General features: G+C 62.5%; 19 protein-coding genes. 1 reads left to right on the top strand and 18 read right to left on the bottom strand.

All coding sequences use genetic code 11. From position 1 onward, the window contains the following. Positions 1 to 309 precede the first annotated feature (309 nt). The 6 genes from B5G34_RS09625 to B5G34_RS09650 form a co-directional block, all read right to left on the bottom strand. The gene (locus B5G34_RS09625) at positions 310 to 2,184 is read right to left on the bottom strand and encodes an S-layer homology domain-containing protein (RefSeq protein WP_087336506.1); all 1,875 of its coding nucleotides are present in this window, start codon (positions 2,182 to 2,184) and stop codon (positions 310 to 312) included. 90 nt (positions 2,185 to 2,274) lie between these two features. Next, positions 2,275 to 3,507 carry an ABC transporter permease gene (locus B5G34_RS09630; protein WP_087336508.1) on the bottom strand — a complete coding sequence of 411 codons (1,233 nt, stop codon included), beginning with the start codon at positions 3,505 to 3,507 and terminating at the stop codon, positions 2,275 to 2,277. After that, entirely contained in the window at positions 3,504 to 4,256 is a 753-nt protein-coding gene (locus B5G34_RS09635) for an ABC transporter ATP-binding protein (protein ID WP_087336510.1), read from the bottom strand. Before B5G34_RS09635 ends, B5G34_RS09630 begins: the two co-directional genes overlap by 4 nt. Positions 4,257 to 4,259: 3 nt before the next feature. Then, on the bottom strand, positions 4,260 to 5,930 hold the full coding sequence (locus B5G34_RS09640) for an HlyD family efflux transporter periplasmic adaptor subunit (RefSeq protein ID WP_087336512.1): 1,671 nt from the start codon (positions 5,928 to 5,930) through the stop codon (positions 4,260 to 4,262). Between the two features lie 21 nt (positions 5,931 to 5,951). Continuing rightward, positions 5,952 to 6,572: a TetR/AcrR family transcriptional regulator gene (locus tag B5G34_RS09645; protein ID WP_087336514.1), complete on the bottom strand. Its 621-nt coding sequence runs from the start codon at positions 6,570 to 6,572 to the stop codon at positions 5,952 to 5,954. Between the two features lie 191 nt (positions 6,573 to 6,763). Continuing rightward, on the bottom strand, positions 6,764 to 7,960 hold the full coding sequence (locus B5G34_RS09650) for an acetate kinase (protein WP_087336516.1): 1,197 nt from the start codon (positions 7,958 to 7,960) through the stop codon (positions 6,764 to 6,766). 178 nt (positions 7,961 to 8,138) lie between these two features. Between B5G34_RS09650 and B5G34_RS09655 the strand changes: the two genes are divergently transcribed. After that, on the top strand, positions 8,139 to 9,317 hold the full coding sequence (locus B5G34_RS09655; RefSeq protein WP_087336518.1) for a nucleotidyltransferase family protein: 1,179 nt from the start codon (positions 8,139 to 8,141) through the stop codon (positions 9,315 to 9,317). Here B5G34_RS09655 and B5G34_RS09660 read toward each other — a convergent pair. The 12 genes from B5G34_RS09660 to B5G34_RS09715 all read right to left on the bottom strand — a co-directional run bounded on the left by B5G34_RS09660 (position 9,301) and on the right by B5G34_RS09715 (position 22,288). Continuing rightward, positions 9,301 to 10,341, bottom strand: a complete 1,041-nt coding sequence (locus B5G34_RS09660) for a hypothetical protein (RefSeq protein ID WP_087336520.1) — start codon at positions 10,339 to 10,341, stop codon at positions 9,301 to 9,303. The two genes, B5G34_RS09655 and B5G34_RS09660, sit on opposite strands and share 17 nt — an antisense overlap. Beyond that, entirely contained in the window at positions 10,338 to 10,844 is a 507-nt protein-coding gene (locus B5G34_RS09665) for a sigma-70 family RNA polymerase sigma factor (RefSeq protein WP_087336522.1), read from the bottom strand. Before B5G34_RS09665 ends, B5G34_RS09660 begins: the two co-directional genes overlap by 4 nt. 110 nt (positions 10,845 to 10,954) lie before the next feature. Continuing rightward, the gene (rsfS, locus tag B5G34_RS09670; protein WP_087336818.1) at positions 10,955 to 11,314 is read right to left on the bottom strand and encodes a ribosome silencing factor; all 360 of its coding nucleotides are present in this window, start codon (positions 11,312 to 11,314) and stop codon (positions 10,955 to 10,957) included. Positions 11,315 to 11,329: 15 nt separating this feature from the next. Further along, positions 11,330 to 12,817: an LCP family protein gene (locus B5G34_RS09675; protein WP_087336524.1), complete on the bottom strand. Its 1,488-nt coding sequence runs from the start codon at positions 12,815 to 12,817 to the stop codon at positions 11,330 to 11,332. 1 nt (position 12,818) lies between these two features. Beyond that, positions 12,819 to 14,027: a bis(5'-nucleosyl)-tetraphosphatase (symmetrical) YqeK gene (yqeK, locus tag B5G34_RS09680; RefSeq protein WP_087336526.1), complete on the bottom strand. Its 1,209-nt coding sequence runs from the start codon at positions 14,025 to 14,027 to the stop codon at positions 12,819 to 12,821. A 21-nt stretch (positions 14,028 to 14,048) separates the two neighbouring features. After that, complete coding sequence (gene yhbY, locus B5G34_RS09685) at positions 14,049 to 14,372, bottom strand: ribosome assembly RNA-binding protein YhbY (protein ID WP_087336528.1); 324 nt, start codon at positions 14,370 to 14,372, stop codon at positions 14,049 to 14,051. Next, on the bottom strand, positions 14,356 to 14,955 hold the full coding sequence (locus B5G34_RS09690) for an XTP/dITP diphosphatase (RefSeq protein WP_087336530.1): 600 nt from the start codon (positions 14,953 to 14,955) through the stop codon (positions 14,356 to 14,358). The genes yhbY and B5G34_RS09690 overlap by 17 nt, the downstream gene beginning before the upstream one ends. Before the next feature lie 4 nt (positions 14,956 to 14,959). Continuing rightward, positions 14,960 to 15,676, bottom strand: a complete 717-nt coding sequence (rph, locus tag B5G34_RS09695; RefSeq protein WP_087336532.1) for a ribonuclease PH — start codon at positions 15,674 to 15,676, stop codon at positions 14,960 to 14,962. A 49-nt stretch (positions 15,677 to 15,725) separates the two neighbouring features. Next, positions 15,726 to 16,625 carry a signal recognition particle-docking protein FtsY gene (gene ftsY / locus B5G34_RS09700; RefSeq protein WP_087336534.1) on the bottom strand — a complete coding sequence of 300 codons (900 nt, stop codon included), beginning with the start codon at positions 16,623 to 16,625 and terminating at the stop codon, positions 15,726 to 15,728. 41 nt (positions 16,626 to 16,666) lie between these two features. Further along, positions 16,667 to 20,236: a chromosome segregation protein SMC gene (gene smc, locus B5G34_RS09705; RefSeq protein ID WP_087336536.1), complete on the bottom strand. Its 3,570-nt coding sequence runs from the start codon at positions 20,234 to 20,236 to the stop codon at positions 16,667 to 16,669. A gap of 179 nt (positions 20,237 to 20,415) precedes the next feature. Beyond that, positions 20,416 to 21,183 carry an IclR family transcriptional regulator gene (locus tag B5G34_RS09710; protein ID WP_087336538.1) on the bottom strand — a complete coding sequence of 256 codons (768 nt, stop codon included), beginning with the start codon at positions 21,181 to 21,183 and terminating at the stop codon, positions 20,416 to 20,418. Then, positions 21,176 to 22,288 carry a solute carrier family 23 protein gene (locus B5G34_RS09715; RefSeq protein WP_204245938.1) on the bottom strand — a complete coding sequence of 371 codons (1,113 nt, stop codon included), beginning with the start codon at positions 22,286 to 22,288 and terminating at the stop codon, positions 21,176 to 21,178. Before B5G34_RS09715 ends, B5G34_RS09710 begins: the two co-directional genes overlap by 8 nt. Between the last annotated feature and the right edge of the window lie 15 nt (positions 22,289 to 22,303).

Raw genomic sequence — 22,303 nt, forward strand, 5'->3', positions numbered from 1 at the left:
CACCGTGATGCTGGCCTTTCCACCCACGGGGTCGGCAGGCTCCTCCCCCGTCAGAGAGGAGAACAGGAACCAGCCCGAAACACCGATGGCTGCAATACAGAGCGCCAGGACGATGTAGAATCCCTTTCCTTCGATAAAGTCACTGAAGCGGTGGTAGAATGATTTTTTCATGGTATTCAGCACCTCCGAGCCTTATTTTGGACAGGCTGGATGGGCCTTATACACGGATCAGGAACTTTTTGCTGTCCCAGGCAAAAAACAGCCCCGGCGGGCATCTTTGCCCGCCGGGGCTGTTTGGGTACAAAGGCCTTACCGGGCCACGATGACCCGGATGCGCCCGCCGGCGCTCTCGCTCTTGTCGTACCAGCCGGTGAGGGAGTAGTTCCCCTCAGCGATCTTGCTCAGGCTGGACAGGAGGTACTCCCCGTCCTGGTAGACGTACACGGTCACCTGGTCGGCCAGAGCATACTCCCGACGATTGTTGCCCACGGCCACGTTATCGGAGATGCTGATGCTCTCCAGCCGCTGCTCGGTCAGGTTGTACAGTCGCTCCACACTGGAATCCGACTCTCTGCGCACCTGACAGCCGCCCACGTGGAGGTTGTAGATCGTGCTGTCCGAGCTGAACACCTGGGGCTGCCCCCCGATGTCATAGGTATAGGTGGAGGAAACCATCAGGCCCACGTTGATCTCCACCACGTCGGTGATGACGCCGTATTCATGGATATCTCCGGTAGCGTCATCCAGGATGAGATGGGTGATCTCGCCGTCGGAGTTGAGCACATAGTAGCGCACCATGTCCTCGGTGATCTCCATTCCGGCCAGCCGGTCAGGATAGATCCGGATGGGGGTGCATTCCTTGTAGGTGTCGATGATCTGGATATCGCCGGCCAGGGTATAGTCTCCCAGCTTGGTGGCAGCTCCATTCACCTTGCCGCTGAGGTGGGCCTCGGTGAGCCGCTTGACCTCCAGCTTATCCTCCCCGGCCACCACCCGGACCAGGTCGCCCTCCTCCAGGCTCTTGATATCACACTGATACTGGTAGGCGTTGCCGTCGGTGGCCACCACTGTGATGGTGCGGGCCGCATAGCTTCCATCGTCCCCGTCGTCATAGGTCAGGTTCTCCACCTTGGTGATGACGCCGTAGATCAGGTTGCTGTCGGTCTGAGCCTGGCCCAGGGCGGCTACGCCGCCATTGCGGCCCAGCAGCAGGGTCACCCGGTCGCCCACAGAGTAGCTGCCCAGATCGGACAGCTCATAGGCGGCGGAGGTGGTTTCGATCTCATAGGTCTTGCCGGCCACCTTCACCGAGGTGGGGGCGGACGCCGAGGGGCTGACCGCCTCCAGCGTACCGGTCACCTTGTCAGAGTAAGCCCAGATGGTACGCATGGACTCCGACCAATAGACCACATCCTGGTCCTGAATGCTGCCCAGGGTGGAGGAACTGCCGTTGCGGTAGACCTGGGCGGAGGCGGCGGAGAAGGGCAGCTGGCTCTGCCAGTTGCGGGAGGCCACCACAGGGCCCTCCATGGCGGAGTTGATGAGGGCCACCCGGTCCAGCTGACCGGAGGCATTCACCAGGTTCAGGGTGGGCTCCAGAGTATTCAGATAGTAGGAGCCGTTTTTATCTTTAGTGATCATCAGATTGTAGAACAGGTACAGGGCGTCCCGCCGGGTCATAAAGTCATTCTGGCCGCAGCTGACCCCCTCATCCAGGTCCAGGGCCCGGTACTGGGCCATCTGGCCGGCGGGCCACATGCCGGTGAAGTCGCTGTCGGTATAGCCCAGCAGCCGCAGCAGGATGGTCACACCCTCCGCCAGAGTGATCTTCTGGTCGGGATTGAAGTTGCCGTACAGGTCCCCCTGGACCAGATTCAGGTCCACGGCAGCTTTGATGTAGGGGGCGGCCCAGTGGTTCTGAGGCACGTCGGGGTAGGGCTTTACAGCCACCGCGTCCCCCACCGTGTCCCGGCTGGTGGAGGCGGCCACCGTCATCTTGGTGAATTCCGCCCGGGTAATGGTGCGCTCCAGGGCCAGGTCCCCGTTCTCGTCGCCCACCATAATATCCAGGGCGGCCAAGACCTGGGCGGCCTCAGCCTCCGCCGGAGGGGCGGCCAGGGCCCCGGGGGCCAACCCCAGCACCAGTACCACGGCCAGCAGTCCGGATAACAGTCGATGTTTCATCTTTTTTCTCCTTCCCGCGGAAATTGACACTTCTTATGGTTTAGTATATACCCCCCGAAAGCGCGAGGCAAGAGGGAGGTCTTCTTCCCATCAATCGTAGCGCAGGGCGTCGATGGGGTTGAGCTTGGCCGCCTTGTTGGCGGGCAGGTAGCCGAAGAGGATACCGATGCCCACCGACACGCCGAAGGACACCAGAATGCCCCCCGGAGTGGGGATGGCCGCAAAGCCCTCCGCCTCGCTCATAACCACGCCCACCACCGCCGTGAAGACGTTGGCCAGCAGGATACCCAACAAAATGCCGATGACTCCGCCGATGGCGGAGGTGGTGCCCGCCTCGATGATGAACTGGCTGCGGATATCCCGGCCCTTGGCCCCCAGGGACTTGCGGATGCCGATCTCCCGGGTGCGCTCGGTCACCGATACCAGCATGATGTTCATGATGCCGATGCCACCCACCACCAGGGAGATGGCGGCAATGACCACCAGGATGGTCATGAGCACGTTGAGCATGGAGTCCATCATCTCCATCATCTCGGCGGAGGTCATGACCATGTAGGCGCTGCTGTCCTCATAGATGCGAAACAGCATACTTTCAATGACCCCCTTGGCGGCGGAGGAGGTGTCCTTGCTGGTGCTGCCCACCAGGTAGGAATTGCTGCTCATCCCCATCATGCTGCTGGAGGCATTGATCTGCTCCACCAGGCCGTAGGGCATGTAGATCAGGTCGTCCCCGCTGCCCTCGGTGGAGTCCGCCTTTTCCGCCAGCACCCCGATGACGGTATAGGGCACGCCGCCCACCGTCAGGGTGCTGCCCAATCCCTGACCGCCGAACATGGCCTCGTCCAGATAGCTGCCAATGACGCACACCCTCTGGTTGCGCTCCACATCCACATAGCTGAGAAAGCGCCCCTCCATCAGCTTCTCGCCGGTGACGGTCTGCCCCTTCTCACGGTTATAGATGGTCTCGCTGACGCCGTACACCTTGGTGTGCTCATACTCGTCGGCGCCCTGGCGCACGGTGGCGGCGGCGCTGAGATAGGGGCTTACCGAGTCGATGTACTGGGGGTATTTTTCCGCCAGCTCATAGAAGTCCTCCGGGGTGACCTCCCGGTTGCCGCCGTAGGAGTAGATGCCCACCTGGATCATATTGACGCCGATCTGCTCGAACTGGCCGTTCATGTACTGCTGCATACCGCTGCCCAGGGAGACGATGACGATGACCGCCGCCACACCGATGATGATGCCCAGCATAGTAAGCAGGGCCCGGGCCTTGCTGGTCATCAAACTTTTGATGGCCATGCGGAAGGACTGACCCATCTTCATACGTTGAGCACCTCCCTGGTCCCCTCGTCCTGGTCCAGCTCGGGCTGGACCACCGCCCTGGGATCACGGGCGTCGCCGTCATAGATGATCTTCCCGTCCTGGAGACGGATGATGCGTTTGGCTTTGATGGCGATGGAGTTATCGTGGGTGATGAGCACCACCGTGTCTCCCTCGGCGTTGAGCTTCTGGAGAAAGGCAAGCACATCCCGGCCTGTGCGAGAGTCCAGGGCACCGGTTGGCTCGTCGGCCAGGATCACCGACGGCTTGCCCGCCAGGGCCCGGGCGATGGACACCCGCTGCTGCTGGCCGCCGGAGAGCTGGCTGGGCAGGTTTCTGCACTTGTCCGCCAGTCCCACCCGCTCCAGCGCCTGGAGGGCCCGCTCCCGCCGCTCGCCGCCGGACACGCCGGCATAGAGCAGGGGCAGCTCCACGTTTTCCAGTACGTTGAGCTTGGGGATAAGGTTATACTGCTGGAAGATAAAGCCCAGCATCTTGTTGCGGATCTCGGCCTGCTGGTCGTCGTCCATAGTGGACACATCCACCCCGCCCAGATGGTAGGTGCCGGAGGTGGGCACATCCAGGCAGCCGATGATGTTCATGGCGGTGGACTTGCCGGAGCCCGACTGGCCCACAATGGCCACGAACTCCCCCCGATCCACCGTCATGGAGATGCCGTCCAGGGCGTGGACAGTCTCCTCCCCCATCTGGTAGATCTTATAGATATCCTTGAGTTCAATGAGATGTCCCATGGCTTAGCCCATCCCCGCCGCAAAGGCTTCCATCATACTGGAGCCCTGGGGGCTGGGGGCGAGCACCACGTCCCCCTCCTCCAGGCCGTCCACGATCTCAATGTAGTTGTCGTCGTTGCGGCCCAGGGTGACCTCCCGCTTCTCGGCGGCAGTGATGTCCACCACATTGCCCTTCTCATCCAGGCAGTCCTCGGTGGCCACCAGCACGGTGTTCCCCCGCTCCACGGCCTCCACCGGCAGAGTAAGTACGCTGCCCGCCTCCTCTATGATGATTTTGGCGGATACGTTCATGCCGGGGTAGAGCTCCTCCGGGGAGCCGTCCACCAGGACGGTCACCGGGTAGCTGGTGTGGCCGTTGGCGGTGGTGCCGTTGATGTTGATCTTATCCACCACGCCGGTGAAGCTCTGGCCGTCCAGGGCGTCAGCGGTGATCTCCACCTTCTGTCCCACCTGGATCTGGCTGATGTCCTGCTCGTCGATGTCCATCTCAAAGGTGAGCTGGGAGCGGTCATAGATCACCGCGGGGTAGGTGACGGTGGCGCCCGAGCTGGACATGCCGTTGATGTTGTCTCCCACGTCCAGATTCTTCTCAATGACCTCGCCGTCGATGGTAGAGGTAATGGTATAGTCCTCCAGCTTCTCCTGGGCGCTCTTCAGGGAGAGCTGGGCATTTTCCAGGGAGATGCGGGCGTTCTCGATCTGAGTCTCCAGATCCTGCTCGGAAATCATGCCGATGACCTGGCCCTTGCTCACCCGATCCCCCTCCTTCACAGAGAGGGTGTCTATATCGCCGGAGGCCTTGGCGGTGATCTGAGAGGAGGTGGCATATGTAAAGGCCACTCCGGAGGCGCAGGCCGCGCCGCCGATGGAGGCGGTGCCCTGGCTGCTGTCGGTGAGGACGCCGGGGTTGTTCACCAGGATGGTCACCTGCCGCACCAGAGTGCCGCCGGGCCCCACCTCATCAGTGGCGGCGATCTCGCTCACCGTTCCGTTGAGGGTGGAGGTGGTACCGCTCACCGCCACAGTGGCCGTCTGGCCCACATAAAATCCCGCCGCGTCGGAGGCGTGGAAGGGGACCTTCAGCTTCATGTGGTCCCGGTCCAGCACATCGGCAATGACGGTGCCCACGGTCACGCTGTCCCCCTGCTCCACATGGAGTTCGGTGATCACACCGGCATCCTTGGCCGTGATGGACCGGTCCTTCTGGTTGTCGCTCTGGTTCTTAAGCAGATCGTCCAGAGCCAGCTGGGCCGACTGGACGTTGAGCTCCAGCTGGGCAATGTTGTTTTCCACATCCCGGGCGTCAATGCGGAAGAGCACGTCGCCCTTATGGACGGTCTGGCCCTCCTCGAAGGGGGCCTCCAGGATCTCTCCGCTGACCAGGGTGGTCACCTTATAGGACTGAATGGGCTCGATGGTACCGGTGCCCGACACCGACACCGTCATATCCCGCATAGAGGCGGTATAGGGCAGGTAGGCGCTGCTCAGCAGCTGCTGGCCCGCTCCCATGCAGCGGCTCAGCAGAACGGCCAGGAAGGCCACCACCACTGCCAGGATGATCACCCGCTTAATCCATTTGCGTTTCTTTTTGGGGGCCTTGAAGGCGGGCGCCCCCTTCTCCTGCTCCTCCGCTGGAGCCGTTGTGGTTTCCGGTTTGAGCTCAGTTGCTTCCATGGTGGTTTCTCCTTTTCTTTGCTATCCCTGACAAACTGCATGGTCTTTGGCCGCCGCCCCCCGCTGGAGCAGCTCCAGCATGCGCACCAGCCGGGCCCTGGCCTGCTCCGGGCCGCCCTCTTTTCCCACGGCCACGATACTGCCTGCTGCGGCGGCTATCATCAGGTGGAAAAGATCAGGCAGATCGCTCTCCGTCCGCAGATCCAGCCGGGATTGGTCGATCCTGTCCCGCAGCTGGTCCAGCATGGCGCAGGGTCCCTGCCGGTTAAGCACCAGTCCGGGCTGAAGCTGCCGGTTGCGGCGGAGGATGGCCGCCATCTCCCGGAACTCCCCCTGACGCCAGTTGGCCTGCATATGGTCAAACAGGTCCAGGGCGGCGGCAAACAGATCGCCGTCATTCCAGTCAAGCCGCTCCCCCATCCGCTGGATAAGCAATTCTCCGTAGGACTCCATCAGATAGCGGAACAGATCCTCCTTGTCGGTAAAGTACATGTAAAAGCTGCCTCTGGGGATGCCTGCCTCCCGGATGATCCGGTTGATGGAGGCGTCCTCATAGGGGACCCGGACAAATTCCGCCCGGGCCGCCTCCATCAGCCGCTCCCGCTTCTCCTCTGGCAGGTGAAAAAAGGTAGTGCTGGGCATACGCTCTCCCTCCTGACCTGACAAGCTGTCACAATCTTAATCCGACAGCCTGTCAGGTGTCAATGGCAGGGAGACACAATTCACAATTTGTTCCCAAGTTGCCTGGATAACAGCATAGCAGAACCTCACTGAATTTTCCATAAAAAAGGGACGCTGCAATGCAGCGTCCCTTTTTTATGGCGTTATTTTGCTTACTTGCCCACGATCTCGGCGGTATCCATGGCGATCATGAGCTCCTCGTCGGTGGGGATGAGCAGCACCTTCACCTTGGAGTCAGCGGCAGAGATGACGGTCTCCTTGCCGCGGACGTTGTTGGCCTCGGCGTCCATCTTCACGCCCATGAACTCCAGACCGGAAGCGGCGGCCATACGGGTGGCAGCGTCGTTCTCGCCCACGCCGGCGGTGAACACGATGGCGTCCACACCGCCCATAGCGGCGGCGTAAGCGCCGATGAGCTTCTTCACGCTGTACTGGAAGGCCTCCAGAGCCAGAGCAGCCTGCTGGTTGCCCTCCTTGGCGGCGTTCTCAATGTCGCGGAAGTCGGAGGACACGCCGGAGATACCCAGCACGCCGGACTTCTTGTTGAGGATGGTCATCATTTCCTTCATGTCGTAGCCGTGCTTGTTCATCAGGTACTCCAGGATGCCGGCGTCCAGATCGCCGGAACGGGTGCCCATGGGCACGCCGGCCAGGGGGGTGAAGCCCATGGAGGTGTCCACGCTCTTGCCGCCGTCCACAGCGGCCACGGAGGAACCGTTGCCCAGGTGGCAGGTGATGATCTTCAGCTCCTCAATGGGCTTGCCCAGCATAGCGGCGGCGCGCTGGGACACATAGCGGTGAGAGGTGCCGTGGAAGCCGTAGCGGCGGACCTTGTCCTGCTCATAGTACTCGTAGGGCAGAGCATAGATGTAGCTCTTGGCGGGCATGGTCTGATGGAAGGCGGTGTCGAACACGCCCACCATGGGCACGCCGGGCATGACCTTCTGGCAGGCCTGGATGCCGGTGATGTTGGCGGGGTTGTGGAGAGGGGCCAGGGGGATGCACTCCTCCAGAGCGGCCATGACCTCGTCGGTGATGAGCACGGAGCCGGCAAACTTCTCGCCGCCGTGCACCACGCGGTGACCCACAGCGTCGATCTCAGCGGCGCTCTTGATCACGCCGTGCTCGCTGGAGAGCAGGGCGTCCAGCACAGCCTGGATGGCCTCGGCATGGGTGGGCATGGGGATCTCGAACTCATACTTGGCGTCCTTGGAAGGCACCTTGTGGGTCAGGCGGCCGTCGATGCCGATGCGCTCACACAGGCCCTTGGCCAGCACCTCGCGGGTGGCAGGGTCCATGAGCTGATACTTGAGGGAAGAGCTGCCAGCGTTGATGACCAGAACTTTCATCGTTCTATCTCTCCTTACTTTTCCTGATAAACTGTGGCTTGAGAGCCAGGCGTTCCCGTAGTACAATATTGTCTCAGGGGCATATATCGCCTTTATTTTATCCCTTTTTTTCTCAAAGAACAACCCACATTTTAGCCGAAAGGGAGAAAAATTTTACTCTGCTTCTGGAGGAAAATCCATGAATGCCGTTGGGATCGTTGCGGAATACAACCCATTTCATCTGGGACACGCCTGGCACATGGCCCAGACCCGCTCTCTGCTGGGAGATCACCGGCCGGTGGTGTGCGTCATGAGCGGTCACTGGGTCCAGGGGGCCGACTGCGCCATTGCCGACAAGTGGACCCGGGCAGGGCTGGCTCTGGAGGGCGGCGCCGACCTGGTGCTGGAGCTGCCCACCCCCTGGGCCATGTCCTCGGCGGAGTCCTTCGCCCGGGGTGCGGTATCCATTCTGGCTGCCACAGGAGTGGTGGACACCCTCTCCTTCGGCAGCGAGCGGGGCAGCACTGAGGCGCTGATGGAGGCCGCCAGGGCCCTGGACGCCCCCGAATACCCCGCCAGGCTGCGGGCGGCGCTGGACAGAGGGCTCTCCTTCCCCGCCGCCCGGCAGGAGGCGGCGGGCCACCCCTGTCTGTCCACCCCCAACAACAACCTGGGTGTGGAGTACCTCCGGGCCCTGAGCCACCTGCATGCCTCTATGGATGTGATAACGGTGCCTCGCCGGGGGGCGGAGCACAACAGTACCCAGGCGGTAGAAGGCTTTGCCTCCGCCACCCAGGTACGGCGGCTGCTGCGCTCCGGTCACCGTGAGAAGGCCGCCATGCTGGTACGGCCCGGCGCGCTGGACAAAATAGAAGAGGTGTCCTCCCTGGCCTATGTGGAGCGGGCCATCCTGGCCCGGCTGCGCACCATGGATGCCTCAGCCTGGGCCGCCCTGCCCGACAGCGGCGCGGCAGAGGGCCTGCCGGAACGGCTGGTCCGCGCCGCCCGACAGGCCCTCTCCCTGGATGAATTCTATACCCTTGCCAAAACCAAGCGGTACACCCACGCCCGGCTGCGGCGGCTGGCCCTCTCCGCCTTCCTGGGGATGGAGGCGGACCGCCCCGCCCTGCCCCCCTATGTGCGGGTGTTGGGGCTCAACCGCCGAGGCCAGGCATTGTTGAAACGGATGAAGGATACCTGCACCCTCCCCATCCTCACCAAGCCCGCCCAGGCCAGAACCCTTACCGGTCTCGCCCGGCAGGTCTTTGAGGGGGAGGCCCGGTGCACCGACCTGTACGGCCTGTGCTTCCCCACCCCAAGGCCCTGCGGTCTGGAGTGGACCTCCAGCCCAGTGGTGGATCTCACGCCACAGGAATGACCCAGTTCAGGTCCTGATAGGTGACCGGCGCTTCCTCCCGCTGCACTCCGTTGTCCAGATACACCCTGTCCAGGCGCAGGGAGCCGATCTCCACCGCCGTGATAGTCTCCTCTTCCGGAGCGTTGCATGCCCAGGCTCCCGTACCGTCAGACAGCATCTGTGCCGGGTAGCGCTCTCCCGATGCTCCTATGAATACCACATCGGTGGCATAGACAAAGGCCAGGGCACTGTCATCCTCCACCGCTCTGTCCGGGTACAGGTCCAGCAGCCGCCCGTCCCGGCTGGACAGAGCTATGACCGTCCCTTCCGCAAAGGTCCTGCTGGTCTCGGTCATATCCAGCGCCTGGACGGTGGCCAGCCTGACCGGCTTCTCCCACAGCAGTGTGCTGCCGTCGTAGGTGTAGATGCGCAGGGTATAGCCCCCCTCCGGCTGCTCCACCGCCCGGAAGCTGGTACCGACGATCCCCCGGGTCAAAAATCCCCGCTCCAGTTCATCACCGGTCAGATAGCTGGTGTAGCATCCTCTTGTGCTCAGACCGTCAACCGTCTCCCAGCCCTCCAGAACAGAGTCCAGGCCGGCCTCCAGCTCCTGCTCCCCGGCAAAGAGCTTCATCTGATAGCCGTAGTCGGTCTCCTCATCGTCCCGTCCCGGCAGTGCTTCGGCGGAATACTGCTCCAGGTGGACCCGGATCACATCCCCCTGCCGTTCTGCCTCCAGGCGGTAGGTCCACTCATCCTGGGTCCACTCCACAGGCTTCTCCAGGAGCCACACCGCCGTCCCGCTCTTCACAGCGCCCACGCCGGGGAACCAGCGGGCGGTCAGCTCCACCGCCGCCGCCGTGAGACAGAGCCCCGCCGCCAGGCAGGCCGCCAGCCACAATGCCCGGCGCAGGGGCCTTTTTTGTTGCCTTGTCTGGACCGGCAGCCGGTCCAGTTCCTTCTGAATCCGGGTCTCAAAACCCTGGGGCAGCGGGCAGTCCTCCCGCCTGGCCCGTAGCTTCAGTTGTTCATCCCATCCGTTCATGGATCTTCCTCCTCCCGCAGCATCTGTTTTAAACGGGCTCTGGCCCGGCCCAGCCGGGATTTCACCGTGCCCTGGGCCACGCCCAGGATACGGGCGATCTCCTTCACCGGCAGGTCCTCGTAGTAGTAGAGGGTCACCACTGCCCGCTGGTCGCCGGGCAGACGGAGCACCGCCTCCCACAAATGGGACACCGGCCGGTCCTCCGCATCCCCGGCTATCCCCTCCACCTGATCGGTATAGAGGAGCCGGGCAGCCCTGCGCCGCTGCTCATAGGCGCAGTTCACTGTGATCTTCAGCAGCCAGGCCCGGCCCGCCGCCGGGTCCCGCAGCTGCTCCCGCTTCCGCCAGGCCCGGAGGATGGCCTCGCCCACCGCGTCCTCGGCATCGGCGTCGCAGTCCAGCAGGGCACGGGCCGCACGGAACATACTCCGGCTGTGTTCGGTCACCAGGGCCCCGAACTCCTCCCGGAGACTGTCCCCGCCTGCCAGTTCCATGGATGCCATATCCTCACCTCGCTTTTCCTTGTCCGGACGCCCTATAGATGCACCGGAAGGTCCATTGGTTCCCTGAACAGTAAAAAAGATGCCCGGCACATGCCGGGCATCTTTTTGCTTTAATTTTCGGTAAGCACACCGGACAGGTCCACGGGGGTGGCGTCGCTCCAGAGGCGCTCCAGATCGTAGAACTCTCTGGCCTCCTCGTTGAAGATGTGGACCACCACAGAGGAGAAGTCCAGCAGGATCCAGATGCCGCCCCGGTGGCCCTCCACATGGTGGGGGGGCTCGCCGGCATCCTTCAGTTCCTTCTCACAGACGTCGGCCAGGGCCTTGATCTGGGTGGTGGAGGTGGCGGAGCACAGCACGAAATAGTCGGCCAGAGTGGTCAGATGGCCGGTCTCCAGCACCTTGATATCCAGGCCCTTCTTGCTGTCCAGGGACTTGGCGGCCAGCAGGGCGATCTCTTTGGGTGTCAACATACAATCTCTCCTTTACTCCACAGGCTCCATCCCGGGGCCCACCTCGGGCACAGTGGGATCAGTCTGGGGCGTAGATACCGGCGTAGGCGCCGGGGTGGGGGTAGCCTCCGGAGTTGGCGTGGCTTCCGGAGTGGGGGTAGCGGCCGGGGTGGCAGAGGGCACAGGCGTGGCCGAGGGAGTGGCACTGGCTACCGGCGTACTGCTGGGCTTGGGGGTGGAGGTGCTGGTGGTACCCGAGCCGCCGGAACTGCTGGAAGAGCCGCTGCCGGAAGAAGAACTGCTGGAGCCGCCCTGAGGCTTGGCGGCGTAGGTGTCCTCCACATGGCCGCTGGTAGAGGACAGGGAACCGTCCTCATTGACCATCATGATATCCAGCTCATTGAGCTTGATATCCTCCAGATAGGGATTGAAGTAGGTATTCACCATCTCCAGCGTCTGGTCGGGAATGGGAGTCACATAGGACTGCTTATTGCCCACGGTGCGGCTGTACACCCACGCACCCTCACAGGGCAGGGTCATAAAGTTCACGTTGTCCATGCTCAGCCCGCCCAGAATAGCCTCCTGGGCAAACCAGGCGATGTTGTTCACCGTCAGAGTATCCCGGGTGTCCACATTGTTGAAGAAAACCTGAGCCAGAGCGGGGATTTTGTCCACAGTCAGGTTGTTCAGGCAGGTCTCGATGACTGCCTTCAGGAAGTCCTGCTGGGTCTGGATGCGGCCCAGATCACCGCTGGGATAGCCGCCGTAGACGATGAGCTTACCGTTTTCGATCTTATTGTTCTTGCGCCAGCGCAGCAGCTGCATGGCCTCGTCGCCGTCGATCTCCTGGTAGCCGGCCTCCAGATGGATGTAGAGGTCCTGGGTGCCGTCGTCGTAGTTCATGTCGTAGGGCACGTCAAACCACACCGGCCCGATGGCATCCACCAGCTCACCTACGGCCTCCCACTCCACCACCACGGTGAAGTCGGGCTGGAAACCGATCAGATAGGAGATCTCCTCCTTCAGATAGTCAATACCATCCCGATCGTACCGGGAGGCCCAGTTGTAGATGGAATTGACCTTCTTCACATCCCAGGGCACGTTGACCATAGTATCCCGGGGGATATTCAGCACGTTGAGCTTCTGATTGGGAATGTCGTAGGACATGACCATGATGGTGTCGGTATTGCCGCCGCCGCCGGTGTCCCGGCCCACCACCAGGAAGGTGTAAAACTCCTCCTTGCGGTCGCCGGACAGCTTGGGTCCTGTCATCTCCATGCCGGGGGAGGCCTCGGTATCCGGAGGCGTCACGTTGGGGATCTCCGGCTTGACCACCAGCAGCTTATAAGCTACAAACAAAATCACAATGAGGGCAGCGATCACCGTCAGCACGATGAACGCAATCCGCAGCGCCTTCTCCTTGGGCGTGCGGTTGGGCTTGGGCTTCTTCTGCTTGGGCGGCTTTTGCTGTTTTACCAGTCGGGCGCCGCCCTGGCTGTTCTTTTTCTCTTCCGGGTTCATCTTATGATTCCTTTCTGCTGGATTTGCTCCTCAGCCAATCCCTGGCCTGCAGCGTGTTGCTGTGGACCGGCAGGCCCCGGTCCGCCATCTCCTGGATACTCATTTCGCACCCCGCCAGCACCGCCTGGTCCAGATCCTCGTAGGCCAGTTTCCGCAGCCTTTCCACCCCGGGAAAATCCCGGTTGGGCTCCATGTAGTCGGCGATATAGAGGATCTTTTCCAGCAGGGTCATGTCCGCCTTGCCGGTGGTGTGCCAGAAAATGGCGCTATAGATATCATCGCTCACTCCATACACATCCCGGGCCACACACGCCCCGGTCTTGGAATGGAGCAGTTTGACTGCACGCTGTTCCAAATCATCCAGTACGATACCATATTTGCGGCATAATTGCAACTGCTCGTCCATCTCCAGGTACTTGGTGATGTCGTGAAGGATGCCTGCCCGGCGGGCCTTCTCCTCGTCGGCCCCCCAGCGGCGGGCCAGGCGCACCGCCTCCTCCTCGGTACCCCGAATGTGGGCGATCCGTTTGGCCCGGATCATGGAGCAGGCGCAGGCACGCAGCTCCCGGTCGGGCAGCTGCTTGAGATCATAGCGGACGCCGTACAGGCCGTGGCGGATGATGTAACCGTACACAGCCGGCGGCAGGTACTCCTGCCCCTCTCCCCGCGCCAGCAGCTCCCGCAGCTGGGTGGAGGACACGTCCACGATCTCGGGCAGCCGGAGCACACGGGTCCTGGCCCCAAAGGTCTCCCGCAGGTATTCCGCCTGACGGTCCAGGGCCTCCAGGCTGTCGCTCTGGGTGCGGGCAAAGGTGCACACCCCTGCCAGCCGGGTGATCCGCTCCGGGTCCCACCAGTTGTGCAGGGTGAGGAACATATCCGTGCCCATCATCAGCCACAGCTCCGCCTCGGGATATTTTTCGTGGATCTGCTCCAGGGTGTCGGCAGTATAGCTCTTGCCCGGCCGGGACAATTCCAGATCGTTGACCCCGATCCGGTCCGGCAGCAGCAGGCTGTCGGCGGCCAGTTCCACCATTTCCAGCCGTTCCTCCGGGCCGGGACTGCCGGCAGGCAGGGTTTTATGGGGCGGCAGCGCCGCCGGGACAAACTGCAAGTGGTCCAGTTCCAGAACGTCCATCGCCGCCCTGGCCGAGGTCAGGTGCCCCAGATGGGGCGGATTGAAGGTCCCGCCATAGATGCCCAGCTTCATGACCATGCCCCCTCTTTTTTGTTACAGTTTGCGCTTCTTGTCCGCCACCAGAACGATCTTGTCCTTCTTATCCTTCTTGTGGGTTGGACGATACAGGACGAATTTTGTTCCGATCACCTGCACCACGTCGCTGCGGGTCTTCTGGGCCAGCTCCTCCGCCGCCTCCCGGCTGGTGAGCATGCAGTTCTCCAGAACCTTGCCCTTGATAAGCTCCCGGGCCTCCAGGGCATCGTCGGCCTGCTTCACCAAGTTGTCGCCGATGCCGTCCTTGCCCACGTGGAGGATGGTGTCGATGCTGTTGGCCAGGCCCCGCAGCTGGGCCCGCTGTTTACTGGTCAGTTCCATTCAGATAGTTCTCCAATTCTGTTTTAAATTTGTTCAGCGCATTTCCCCGGTGGGAAATGGCATTCTTCTCTTCCGCGGTAAGCTCCGCAAAGGTCTTTTTCAGCCCGGGGATAAAGAACACCGGGTCATAGCCAAAGCCGCCCTCTCCCTTGGGGGCGTAAGCGATGGTGCCGGGGCACTCCCCCCGGGCCTCCACCTTGTCCCCGTTGGGGAAGCAGCAGCAGATGCAGGAAACAAACTTGCCCCGCCGGTCCAGCTGGCCCCGCAGGTTCTCCAGCAGCAGCCTGTACCGGCCCACGTCGTCCAGCTCAGGGCCGCCGTAGCGGGCGGAGTACACCCCGGGGGCGCCGTTGAGGGCGTCCACGCACAGGCCGGAGTCGTCGGCAATGGCGGGCAGGCCGGAGGCCTCACACACCGCGTGAGCTTTCAGATAGGCGTTCTCCTCAAAGGTTGTGCCCGTCTCCTCCACGTCCACATCCACGCCCACCTCGGACTCCAGCACCACATCCACACCCAGCTGGGAGAGAATGTCCTTCATCTCCACCAGCTTGTGGGCATTCTTGCTGGCCAATACCATTTTCATAGCTTTAACCTCCCAGAACGGCCTTCTGGATGGCCTGCACTTCCCGGATGCCCTTGGCGCACAGCTCCACCAGGGCCTGCTGCTCGGCGATGGTGAAGGTCCGGCCCTCGCCGGTGCCCTGGATCTCCACCAGTTCCCCCTCCCCGGTCATGACGCAGTTCAGGTCCACCTGGGCGGAGGAGTCCTCCTCATAGCACAGGTCCAGCAAAAGCTGGTCGTCCACAATACCGGCGGAAATGGCGGCCACACAGGTCTTGAGGGGCATGCTCTCCAGCACGCCCTCCTCCACCAGCTTGTGGAGGGCCAGGCTCAGGGCCACAAAGCCGCCGGTGACACTGGCGGTACGGGTGCCGCCGTCCCCCTGGAGCACGTCGCAGTCCACGGTGATGGTGCGCTCACCCAACTTTTTCATGTCCACACAGGCCCGGAGGGACCGGCCCACCAGCCGCTGGATCTCCGCGGAGCGGGGAGACAGCTTCAGCTTGGCGATATCCCGCTTGGACCGCTCCCGGTTGGCCCGGGGCAGCATGGAGTACTCGGCGGTGACCCAGCCCTCTCCCTCGGGGACGTGGGGCGGGGTGCGGTCCTCCACACTGGCGCAGCACAGCACCTGGGTGTTGCCGCAGCGGATCAGGCAGGAGCCCTCGGCAAATTTGTTAAAGTTGGGAATGATCTCGATGGGCCGAAGCTGGTCGTTGGCCCGTCCGTCGATTCTGGCCATTGTCATAACCTCCAAACGCGGGCCGATGTGGGCATCGGCCCCTACAAAATCAAATCAGCGCTTCCACAAAGGCTTCCGCCTCAAAGGGCATCAGATCGTCGATGCCCTCGCCCACGCCGATATACTTCACCGGCACCTGGAGCTCCTGGGCAATGGCAATAACGATGCCGCCCTTGGCGGAGCCATCCAGCTTGGTGAGGACGATACCGGTGATGCCGGCGGCCTCCTTGAACTGCTTGGCCTGGATCAGGCCGTTCTGGCCGGTGGTGGCGTCCAGCACCAGCAGGGTCTCCCGGTCACAACCGGGCAGCTCCCGGTCCACCACGCGGGAGATCTTGTTCAGCTCGTTCATCAGGTTCTGCTTGTTGTGCAGCCGCCCGGCGGTGTCGATGAGGATCACGTCGGTGCCTCTGGCCTTGGCGGCAGTAAGGGCGTCAAACACCACGGCTGCGGGGTCGGCCCCCTCGTGCTGGCGGACGATCTCCACCCCGGAGCGCTGGCTCCAGATCTCCAGCTGGTCGGCGGCGGCGGCACGGAAGGTGTCGGCGGCAGCCATGAGCACCTTGCTGCCCTCCCCCTTCATCTTGGCAGCCAGCTTGCCGATGGTGGTGGTCTTGCCCACGCCGTTCACGCCGATAAACAGGGCCACCGAAGGCGTGGTGGTAAGATGAAGCCCCGGCTCGCCCACCTGGAGCATCTCGGTGAGCACCTGCCGCAGGCAGGCGCGAGCAGAATCCATGTCCTTGATCTTCTCTTCCTTTACCCGGCGGCGCAGCTCCTCCACCGCCTTCAGGGTGGTGTCCACCCCCATGTCGCCCAGGATGAGGGTCTCCTCCAGCTCGTCGTAGAAGTCGTCGTTGAGCTCACCGGCAAACAACTGGTCGATGGAGTGGCCGATGTTCTCCTTGGTGCGGGTCAGACCCGCCTTGATCTTCGCAAAAAAGCCCATGTTGATTTTGGTTCCTTTCGGTGATTGTTAAAACTGCTCTCTCACTTGATGTGCAGCTCTTTTTCCACATCATTCAGGTTGATGGTGAGCATCCGGCTGATGCCCTGCTCCTGCATGGTGACGCCGTACAGCACGTCAGCTTCCTCCATGGTGCCGCGGCGGTGGGTAATTACAATGAACTGGGTCTTATCCGCCATCTGGCGCATATAGTGGGCAAAGCGTACCACATTGGCGTCGTCCAAGGCGGCCTCGATCTCGTCCATGACTACGAAGGGGGTGGGCCGCACCTTCAGGATGGCAAAGTAGAGGGCGATGGCCACAAAGGCCTTCTCACCGCCGGACAGCAGGGAGAGCACCTTCAGCGCCTTGCCCGGGGGCTGTACCTTGATCTCAATGCCGCAGTTGAGGATATCCTCCGGGTCCTCCAGCTCCAGTGTGGCCTTGCCTCCCCGGAAGAGCTCCACAAAGGTCTGCTGAAAAGCCTCGTTGAGCACGGCAAACTGCTTGGCAAAGATGGAGCGCATCTCCTCGGTGATGTCGGCGATGATGCCCTCCAGTTCCTTTTTGGACTTGAGCACGTCGTCCCGCTGGTCGGTGAGGTAGGTATAGCGCTCGTTGATGCGCTGGAACTCGTCGATGGCGTCCAGGTTGATATTGCCCAGAGCGGAGATGGACTTTTTCAGCTCTCCCACCCGGCGCTGGGCCTTGGGGACGCTCTCCAGCTCCACCCGCTGAGCCATGGCCGCCTGGTGGGACAGCTCGTAGGTCTCCCACAGCTTGTCCAGCAGGTTCTTCTCCTCCATGGCGGCGGCGGCCTTCTTCTGCTCCAGCACGGACACCTCCCGCTCCAGATTGAGCAGGGTGCTGTTCTTATCCCGGGCGTCCTTGTCCGCCTGGTTGCGCTGGGCTTCCAGGGCCAATTTTTCCTCGTTGATGCGGCTGATGGAGGCCTGCCGCTCCTCATTCTCCCGGCGGATGGTCTGGAGCTGCCGCTCCTTCTCCGCGATCTCCCGCTCCAGATCGGCGTTCTTCTCCTGGAACTGGGAGAGCATCTTCTCCCGCTCGGCCCTGTCGCCGGTCAGATCCCGGCGCAGCTCCTCCAGCTCGGTCATGGACTTGCGGGCGGCCTGGGCCTCCGCCTCCAGGGCGGCCAGGCGCATATTCAGCTCGGCAATGGCCTCTCCCAGGGCGGCGGCCCGCTCCTGGGCATCGCTCTGGCCCTTGGCCTTGCCCTCAGCCTCGGCACGCAGGGCGGCGGCAGCACCCTCCAGAGATTCTACCCGGGCCCGGGCGGCCCGGGTGTCCGCCTCGATCTGGGCGGAACGGGCCTGGAGCTGTTCCAGCTCCTCCTTCTGGTCGGCCCGCTGCTTGTTCAAATCGGCCAGCTGGGTATCCAGATGGCCCAGGCGCTCCTCCAGCTTGAGGATATCGTCCTCGTGGCGGCGCTGCTGGGCCTGGGCGGTCTCCATCTCGTAGGAGGCGGCGGTGGCCTCCCGGCGGGCCTCCTCCATGGCGTGGGCGGCGTCAGCCAGCTGCCGGGCCACACCGGAGCGTTGCTGCTCCAGCCGTTCCAGCTCGTTGGCCCGGCTCAGAATACCCGCGCTGCGGGAGGCCGAGCCGCCGGTCATGGAGCCGCCGGGGTTGAGGAGCTGACCGTCCAGGGTAACAATCTTGAAGCGATAGCTGTATTTCCGGGCCATGGCAATGGCCTTGTCCATATCCTCGGCCACCACAGTGCGGCCCAGCAGGCTGGAGAAGATCTTCTCATACCGGGGATCGAACTGGATGAGCTCGTTGCCCAGGCCCACAAAGCCGGGCTCCTTGCGCACGCCCTGATCCCGGAAGTCGGAGGGTCGGATGGAGCTCAAAGGCAGGAAGGTGCTCCGGCCGCCGTCCCGGCGCTTCAGGTACTGGATGGCAGCCTTGCCGTCCTCCTCCCGCTCCACCACGATATGCTGCATGGCGCCCCCCAGGGCGATCTCGATGGCCACGGTGCAGGCGTCGGGCACGTGGATCAGTCCGGCCACCGGGCCGTGGACTCCCCGGAGCTGGCCCTTCTTGGCCTCCCCCATCACCAGCTTCACCGCTCTGGAGTAGCCCTCATACATCTTTTCCATCTCGGAGAGCATATGGATGCGGGAATTGAGGGCATTGTCCTCCATCTGGAGCTTGACGTGGCGCTCCTCGGCCTCCTTGGCCTTCCGCTGCCGGGTCTCCAGCCGCAGGGCGTAGCCGCTGATAATGTTCTGTAAGCTGTCCCTATCCTCCTTGGCCTGCTCCAGCTCCTGGGCGGCCTGGCGGCGGGTCTCCTCCGCCTCATGGAGCCGCTCCTCGCCTGCGGCCAGCTCCTGACGCATGGCCTCGTCCCGGTCCAGCACCTCCTGGGCGGCGGCGGCCAGGGCGGAGATAAGGGCCTTGGCATCGGCGGCGGAGGCGTTCTCCACCGCCTCCTTCCGGCGCAGGTCCTCCAGCTCCTGGGCGATGACGCCTGCAGAGCGGCTGGCCGAGGCGGCCTCCGTCTGGCGGTCCGCCAGCTGCTGGCGCAGGTGGGCGGCCTGGCCCTCCAGCTCCTCCAGACGGGTCTTGCGTTCCCCGATCTGGGCGGCGATGGAGTCGGCCCGGCCCTCCTGCTGCTCCAGCTCCCGCTGGATGCGGTCCCGGTTCTCCAGGTTGTTCTGAATGTTGGTTTTGAGAACGGCGATGGCGTTGTCCAGGCCGTTGGCGTCGGCCTCCCGCTGCATCATCTGGAAGCGGACACCCTCGGTCTCCACATCCTTGTCCCGCATCTGGGCGGAAAAGGACTCAGCGGCGGCATACAGGTCCTCCACCTGCTGCTGGACCTCGCCCTTCTCCCGGACGGCATTTTCATAGTCGGACAGGGTCTTGAGGGACCCGGCCCGGATCTTCTCCAGCTGGTCCAGCCACAGGGAAATCTCCAGCCCACGCAGCTCGTCCCGCAGGATAAGGAATTTTTTCGCCTTTTCGCTCTGCTGGCGCAGAGGCTCCACCTGGAGCTCCAGCTCGTCGATCTTGTCAGTAATGCGCACCAGGTTCTCCTGGGTACGCTCCAGCTTGCGCTCGGCCTCCTCCTTCCGGTGGCGGAAGCGGGAGATGCCTGCGGCCTCCTCAAAGATCTCCCGGCGGTCGCCGCTCTTGACCGACAGGATCTCGTCGATCCGGCCCTGGCCGATGATGGAGTAGCCCTCCCGGCCCAGACCGGTGTCCATGAACAGCTCGTTCACGTCCTTGAGACGGACGGAGCGGCGGTTGATGTAGTACTCACTCTCGCCGGACCGGTAGTACCGGCGGGTGACCATGACCTCGCTCTCCTCCAGTGGGAAGATGTGGTCGGTATTGTCCAGCACCAGGGACACCTCGGCAAAGCCCTGCTGCTTGCGCAGGGCGGTACCGCCGAAGATCACATCCTCCATCTTACCGCCCCGGAGGGCCTTGGTGGACTGCTCCCCCATGACCCAGCGGATGGCGTCGGAGATATTCGATTTTCCGCTGCCGTTGGGCCCAACGATGGCGGTGATGTCCTCCCCGAAGGAGAGGACCGTTTTATCCGGGAATGATTTGAATCCCTGGATCTCCAGCGCTTTTAAATACAAGGCGGCACCTCGCAACACACGTACTCTTGAATTAAAATATTATATCAAGAATGCATCTGCATTGTAAACCCTTTTACGCCGCTTTTGAGGCCGCCGGACAGAGAAAGCCCTCCGTCCGGCTTCCCGTCTCTTGTGCGGAAAGTCCAACGGAGGGCTGCTGTTTGGAAAGCGCCGGGTTCTCACTGGGGGTTGTATCCCAGCTCCCGGGAGATGGCTTCCGCCATCTGGATGGTCAGTTTTTTGGCCCGTTCAAAGTGCTCTGAACCGATGCGGTGGAACATGCTTACCACCGCCACAGAATAACATACCGTTCCGGAGGCATTACGAATCGGGGCCGCTACTGAGCACAGCCCCGTATGGAATTCGCTGTTTTCCACCGCGAAACCCTGCTTCCGGATGGCGTCCAGCTCAGGGGCCAGCTTCTCATAGGTATCAATGGTATTGGGGGTATACACCTTCATCCCCCGCTCCCGCAGGATCCGCCGTACTTCCGCCCCCGAAAGATGGGCCAGCATCACCTTGCCCTGAACGGTGCAGTGTACCGGCAGAGAGGCCCCTGCGCGGGTAACCACATGGAAGGCGCTGGCAGACTCCAGGAATTCCAAAATCAGCGCCTCCCCCTGGTTGAGGAGGGCCAGGCAAACCGACTCTCCCGTCTCCGACCCCAGTTTCTGCAGATAGGGTCTGGCCAGATCGGTCACGCCCAGGCCTTGCCTGACGCTGCATCCCAGTTCGAACAGGTGCAGTCCCAACCAGTAGGTCCCGTCCATGGGCTGCTGCTCCACCAGGTTTTCAGCTCGCAGGGTGGCCAGTATGCGGTGAGTGGTGCTCTTGGGCAGGCCCACCTCGCTGGCGGTCTCCCGCAGAGTGACTGCCCCTCCCCGCTCTGCCATATACTCCAAAATCTGGATTGCCCTGTGGAGGGATTGTATCTCGTTGTCAGACATGCTCTTCCTTTTTCTCCTTCAGAAGTACATTCAGCAACAGATTCAGTACGATACCGCAGACCACCGCGATAAACACGTTGGAGGTGACCAGCAGGTTGAGGAACTTGGGCAGGGAGGCCGCCCACTCCGCGCCGGTGGTGCTGCAGAACAGGGGCAGCATCACCGACATGCCGATGGTGGTGCCCGCAACCAGTGTGTTGCGCTGGTTATGTTCAGAGGACTGGATCACTTCGATGCCCGAAAACATGATCATGGCCGCAGAGACTAGGAACACGCCGCCTACGATGGGCCGCGGGATGGCCGCCAGCAGTGCGGCCAGTTTGGGGCTGAGGCCATACAGGAGAAACAGAACCGCCGCCACCTGGGTCACCCGACGGGAGGCCACGCCGGTGGCCGCCACAATGCCGATGTTCTGGGTATAGCTGGTGGTAGGCAGGGAGCCGAAAAGGGCGCAGATGGCGCAGCCAAACCCTTCGGCCATGATTCCCTTATCAATATGCTTTACCCGATAGGTTTCCCCGCAGGTGGCACACAGGGCGGCATAGTCGCCCACTGACTCAAACATAGAGCCGATGTAGCCGGTAAAGCCGCCCAGGACCGCTGCGCCCACCACCGCCACCGCGGTGCCGTTACCCACGCCCACCAGCAGGACCGTGATGAGGATAAAGCCCTGGCTGAGCAGGCCCTTTCCCTTGAATTTGAAAATCAGGCATAGCACAAAGGAGCCCAGGGCCATACCCAGCAGCAGCGGATCACTGCTGGAGAAGGCCCAGCTCACCGCCAGTTTAGCGGCCACAAAGCCGATGGCTGCCACCACGGAGCCCACTACCACCGGCGGAATGAGTTTACGGATCTTGCTCATCAGGCGGGCGGCGCCCACCACGCCTTCGATGAGGCCGCCTATGATCACCGCCCCCCACATGGCGGGCATGCCGTAGGCGGCAGTGACGCTGCCCATGGAGGACACCAGGGCGGACGAAGGTCCCTGGACCAGAGGCAGGCGGTTGCCGATGGTAGTTTGCAGCAGGGTACAGATACCCATACAGAAGAAGCAGGAGGCGATCATAACCGGCAGTACCGCCTCCGGCAGGCCGGCCAGCGCCACGAAAGAGCCGGCCCA

Origin of the sequence: Flavonifractor sp. An82 (genome assembly GCF_002159265.1) — a bacterium.
In the GTDB taxonomy this organism is placed as follows: domain Bacteria; phylum Bacillota; class Clostridia; order Oscillospirales; family Oscillospiraceae; genus Flavonifractor.

What these genes read in the sequence shown, in the direction of transcription:
- B5G34_RS09655 (WP_087336518.1), top strand. Translation starts at nt 8,139, where the DNA reads ATGAATGCCGTTGGGATCGTTGCGGAATACAACCCATTTCATCTGGGA.
- B5G34_RS09645 (WP_087336514.1), bottom strand. Translation starts at nt 6,572, where the DNA reads ATGCCCAGCACTACCTTTTTTCACCTGCCAGAGGAGAAGCGGGAGCGG.
- rph (WP_087336532.1), bottom strand. Translation starts at nt 15,676, where the DNA reads ATGGCCAGAATCGACGGACGGGCCAACGACCAGCTTCGGCCCATCGAG.
- B5G34_RS09675 (WP_087336524.1), bottom strand. Translation starts at nt 12,817, where the DNA reads ATGAACCCGGAAGAGAAAAAGAACAGCCAGGGCGGCGCCCGACTGGTA.
- B5G34_RS09690 (WP_087336530.1), bottom strand. Translation starts at nt 14,955, where the DNA reads ATGAAAATGGTATTGGCCAGCAAGAATGCCCACAAGCTGGTGGAGATG.
- ftsY (WP_087336534.1), bottom strand. Translation starts at nt 16,625, where the DNA reads ATGGGCTTTTTTGCGAAGATCAAGGCGGGTCTGACCCGCACCAAGGAG.
- B5G34_RS09640 (WP_087336512.1), bottom strand. Translation starts at nt 5,930, where the DNA reads ATGGAAGCAACTGAGCTCAAACCGGAAACCACAACGGCTCCAGCGGAG.
- yqeK (WP_087336526.1), bottom strand. Translation starts at nt 14,027, where the DNA reads ATGAAGCTGGGCATCTATGGCGGGACCTTCAATCCGCCCCATCTGGGG.
- B5G34_RS09710 (WP_087336538.1), bottom strand. Translation starts at nt 21,183, where the DNA reads ATGTCTGACAACGAGATACAATCCCTCCACAGGGCAATCCAGATTTTG.
- yhbY (WP_087336528.1), bottom strand. Translation starts at nt 14,372, where the DNA reads ATGGAACTGACCAGTAAACAGCGGGCCCAGCTGCGGGGCCTGGCCAAC.
- B5G34_RS09635 (WP_087336510.1), bottom strand. Translation starts at nt 4,256, where the DNA reads ATGGGACATCTCATTGAACTCAAGGATATCTATAAGATCTACCAGATG.
- B5G34_RS09665 (WP_087336522.1), bottom strand. Translation starts at nt 10,844, where the DNA reads ATGGCATCCATGGAACTGGCAGGCGGGGACAGTCTCCGGGAGGAGTTC.
- B5G34_RS09625 (WP_087336506.1), bottom strand. Translation starts at nt 2,184, where the DNA reads ATGAAACATCGACTGTTATCCGGACTGCTGGCCGTGGTACTGGTGCTG.
- B5G34_RS09660 (WP_087336520.1), bottom strand. Translation starts at nt 10,341, where the DNA reads ATGAACGGATGGGATGAACAACTGAAGCTACGGGCCAGGCGGGAGGAC.
- B5G34_RS09630 (WP_087336508.1), bottom strand. Translation starts at nt 3,507, where the DNA reads ATGAAGATGGGTCAGTCCTTCCGCATGGCCATCAAAAGTTTGATGACC.
- B5G34_RS09650 (WP_087336516.1), bottom strand. Translation starts at nt 7,960, where the DNA reads ATGAAAGTTCTGGTCATCAACGCTGGCAGCTCTTCCCTCAAGTATCAG.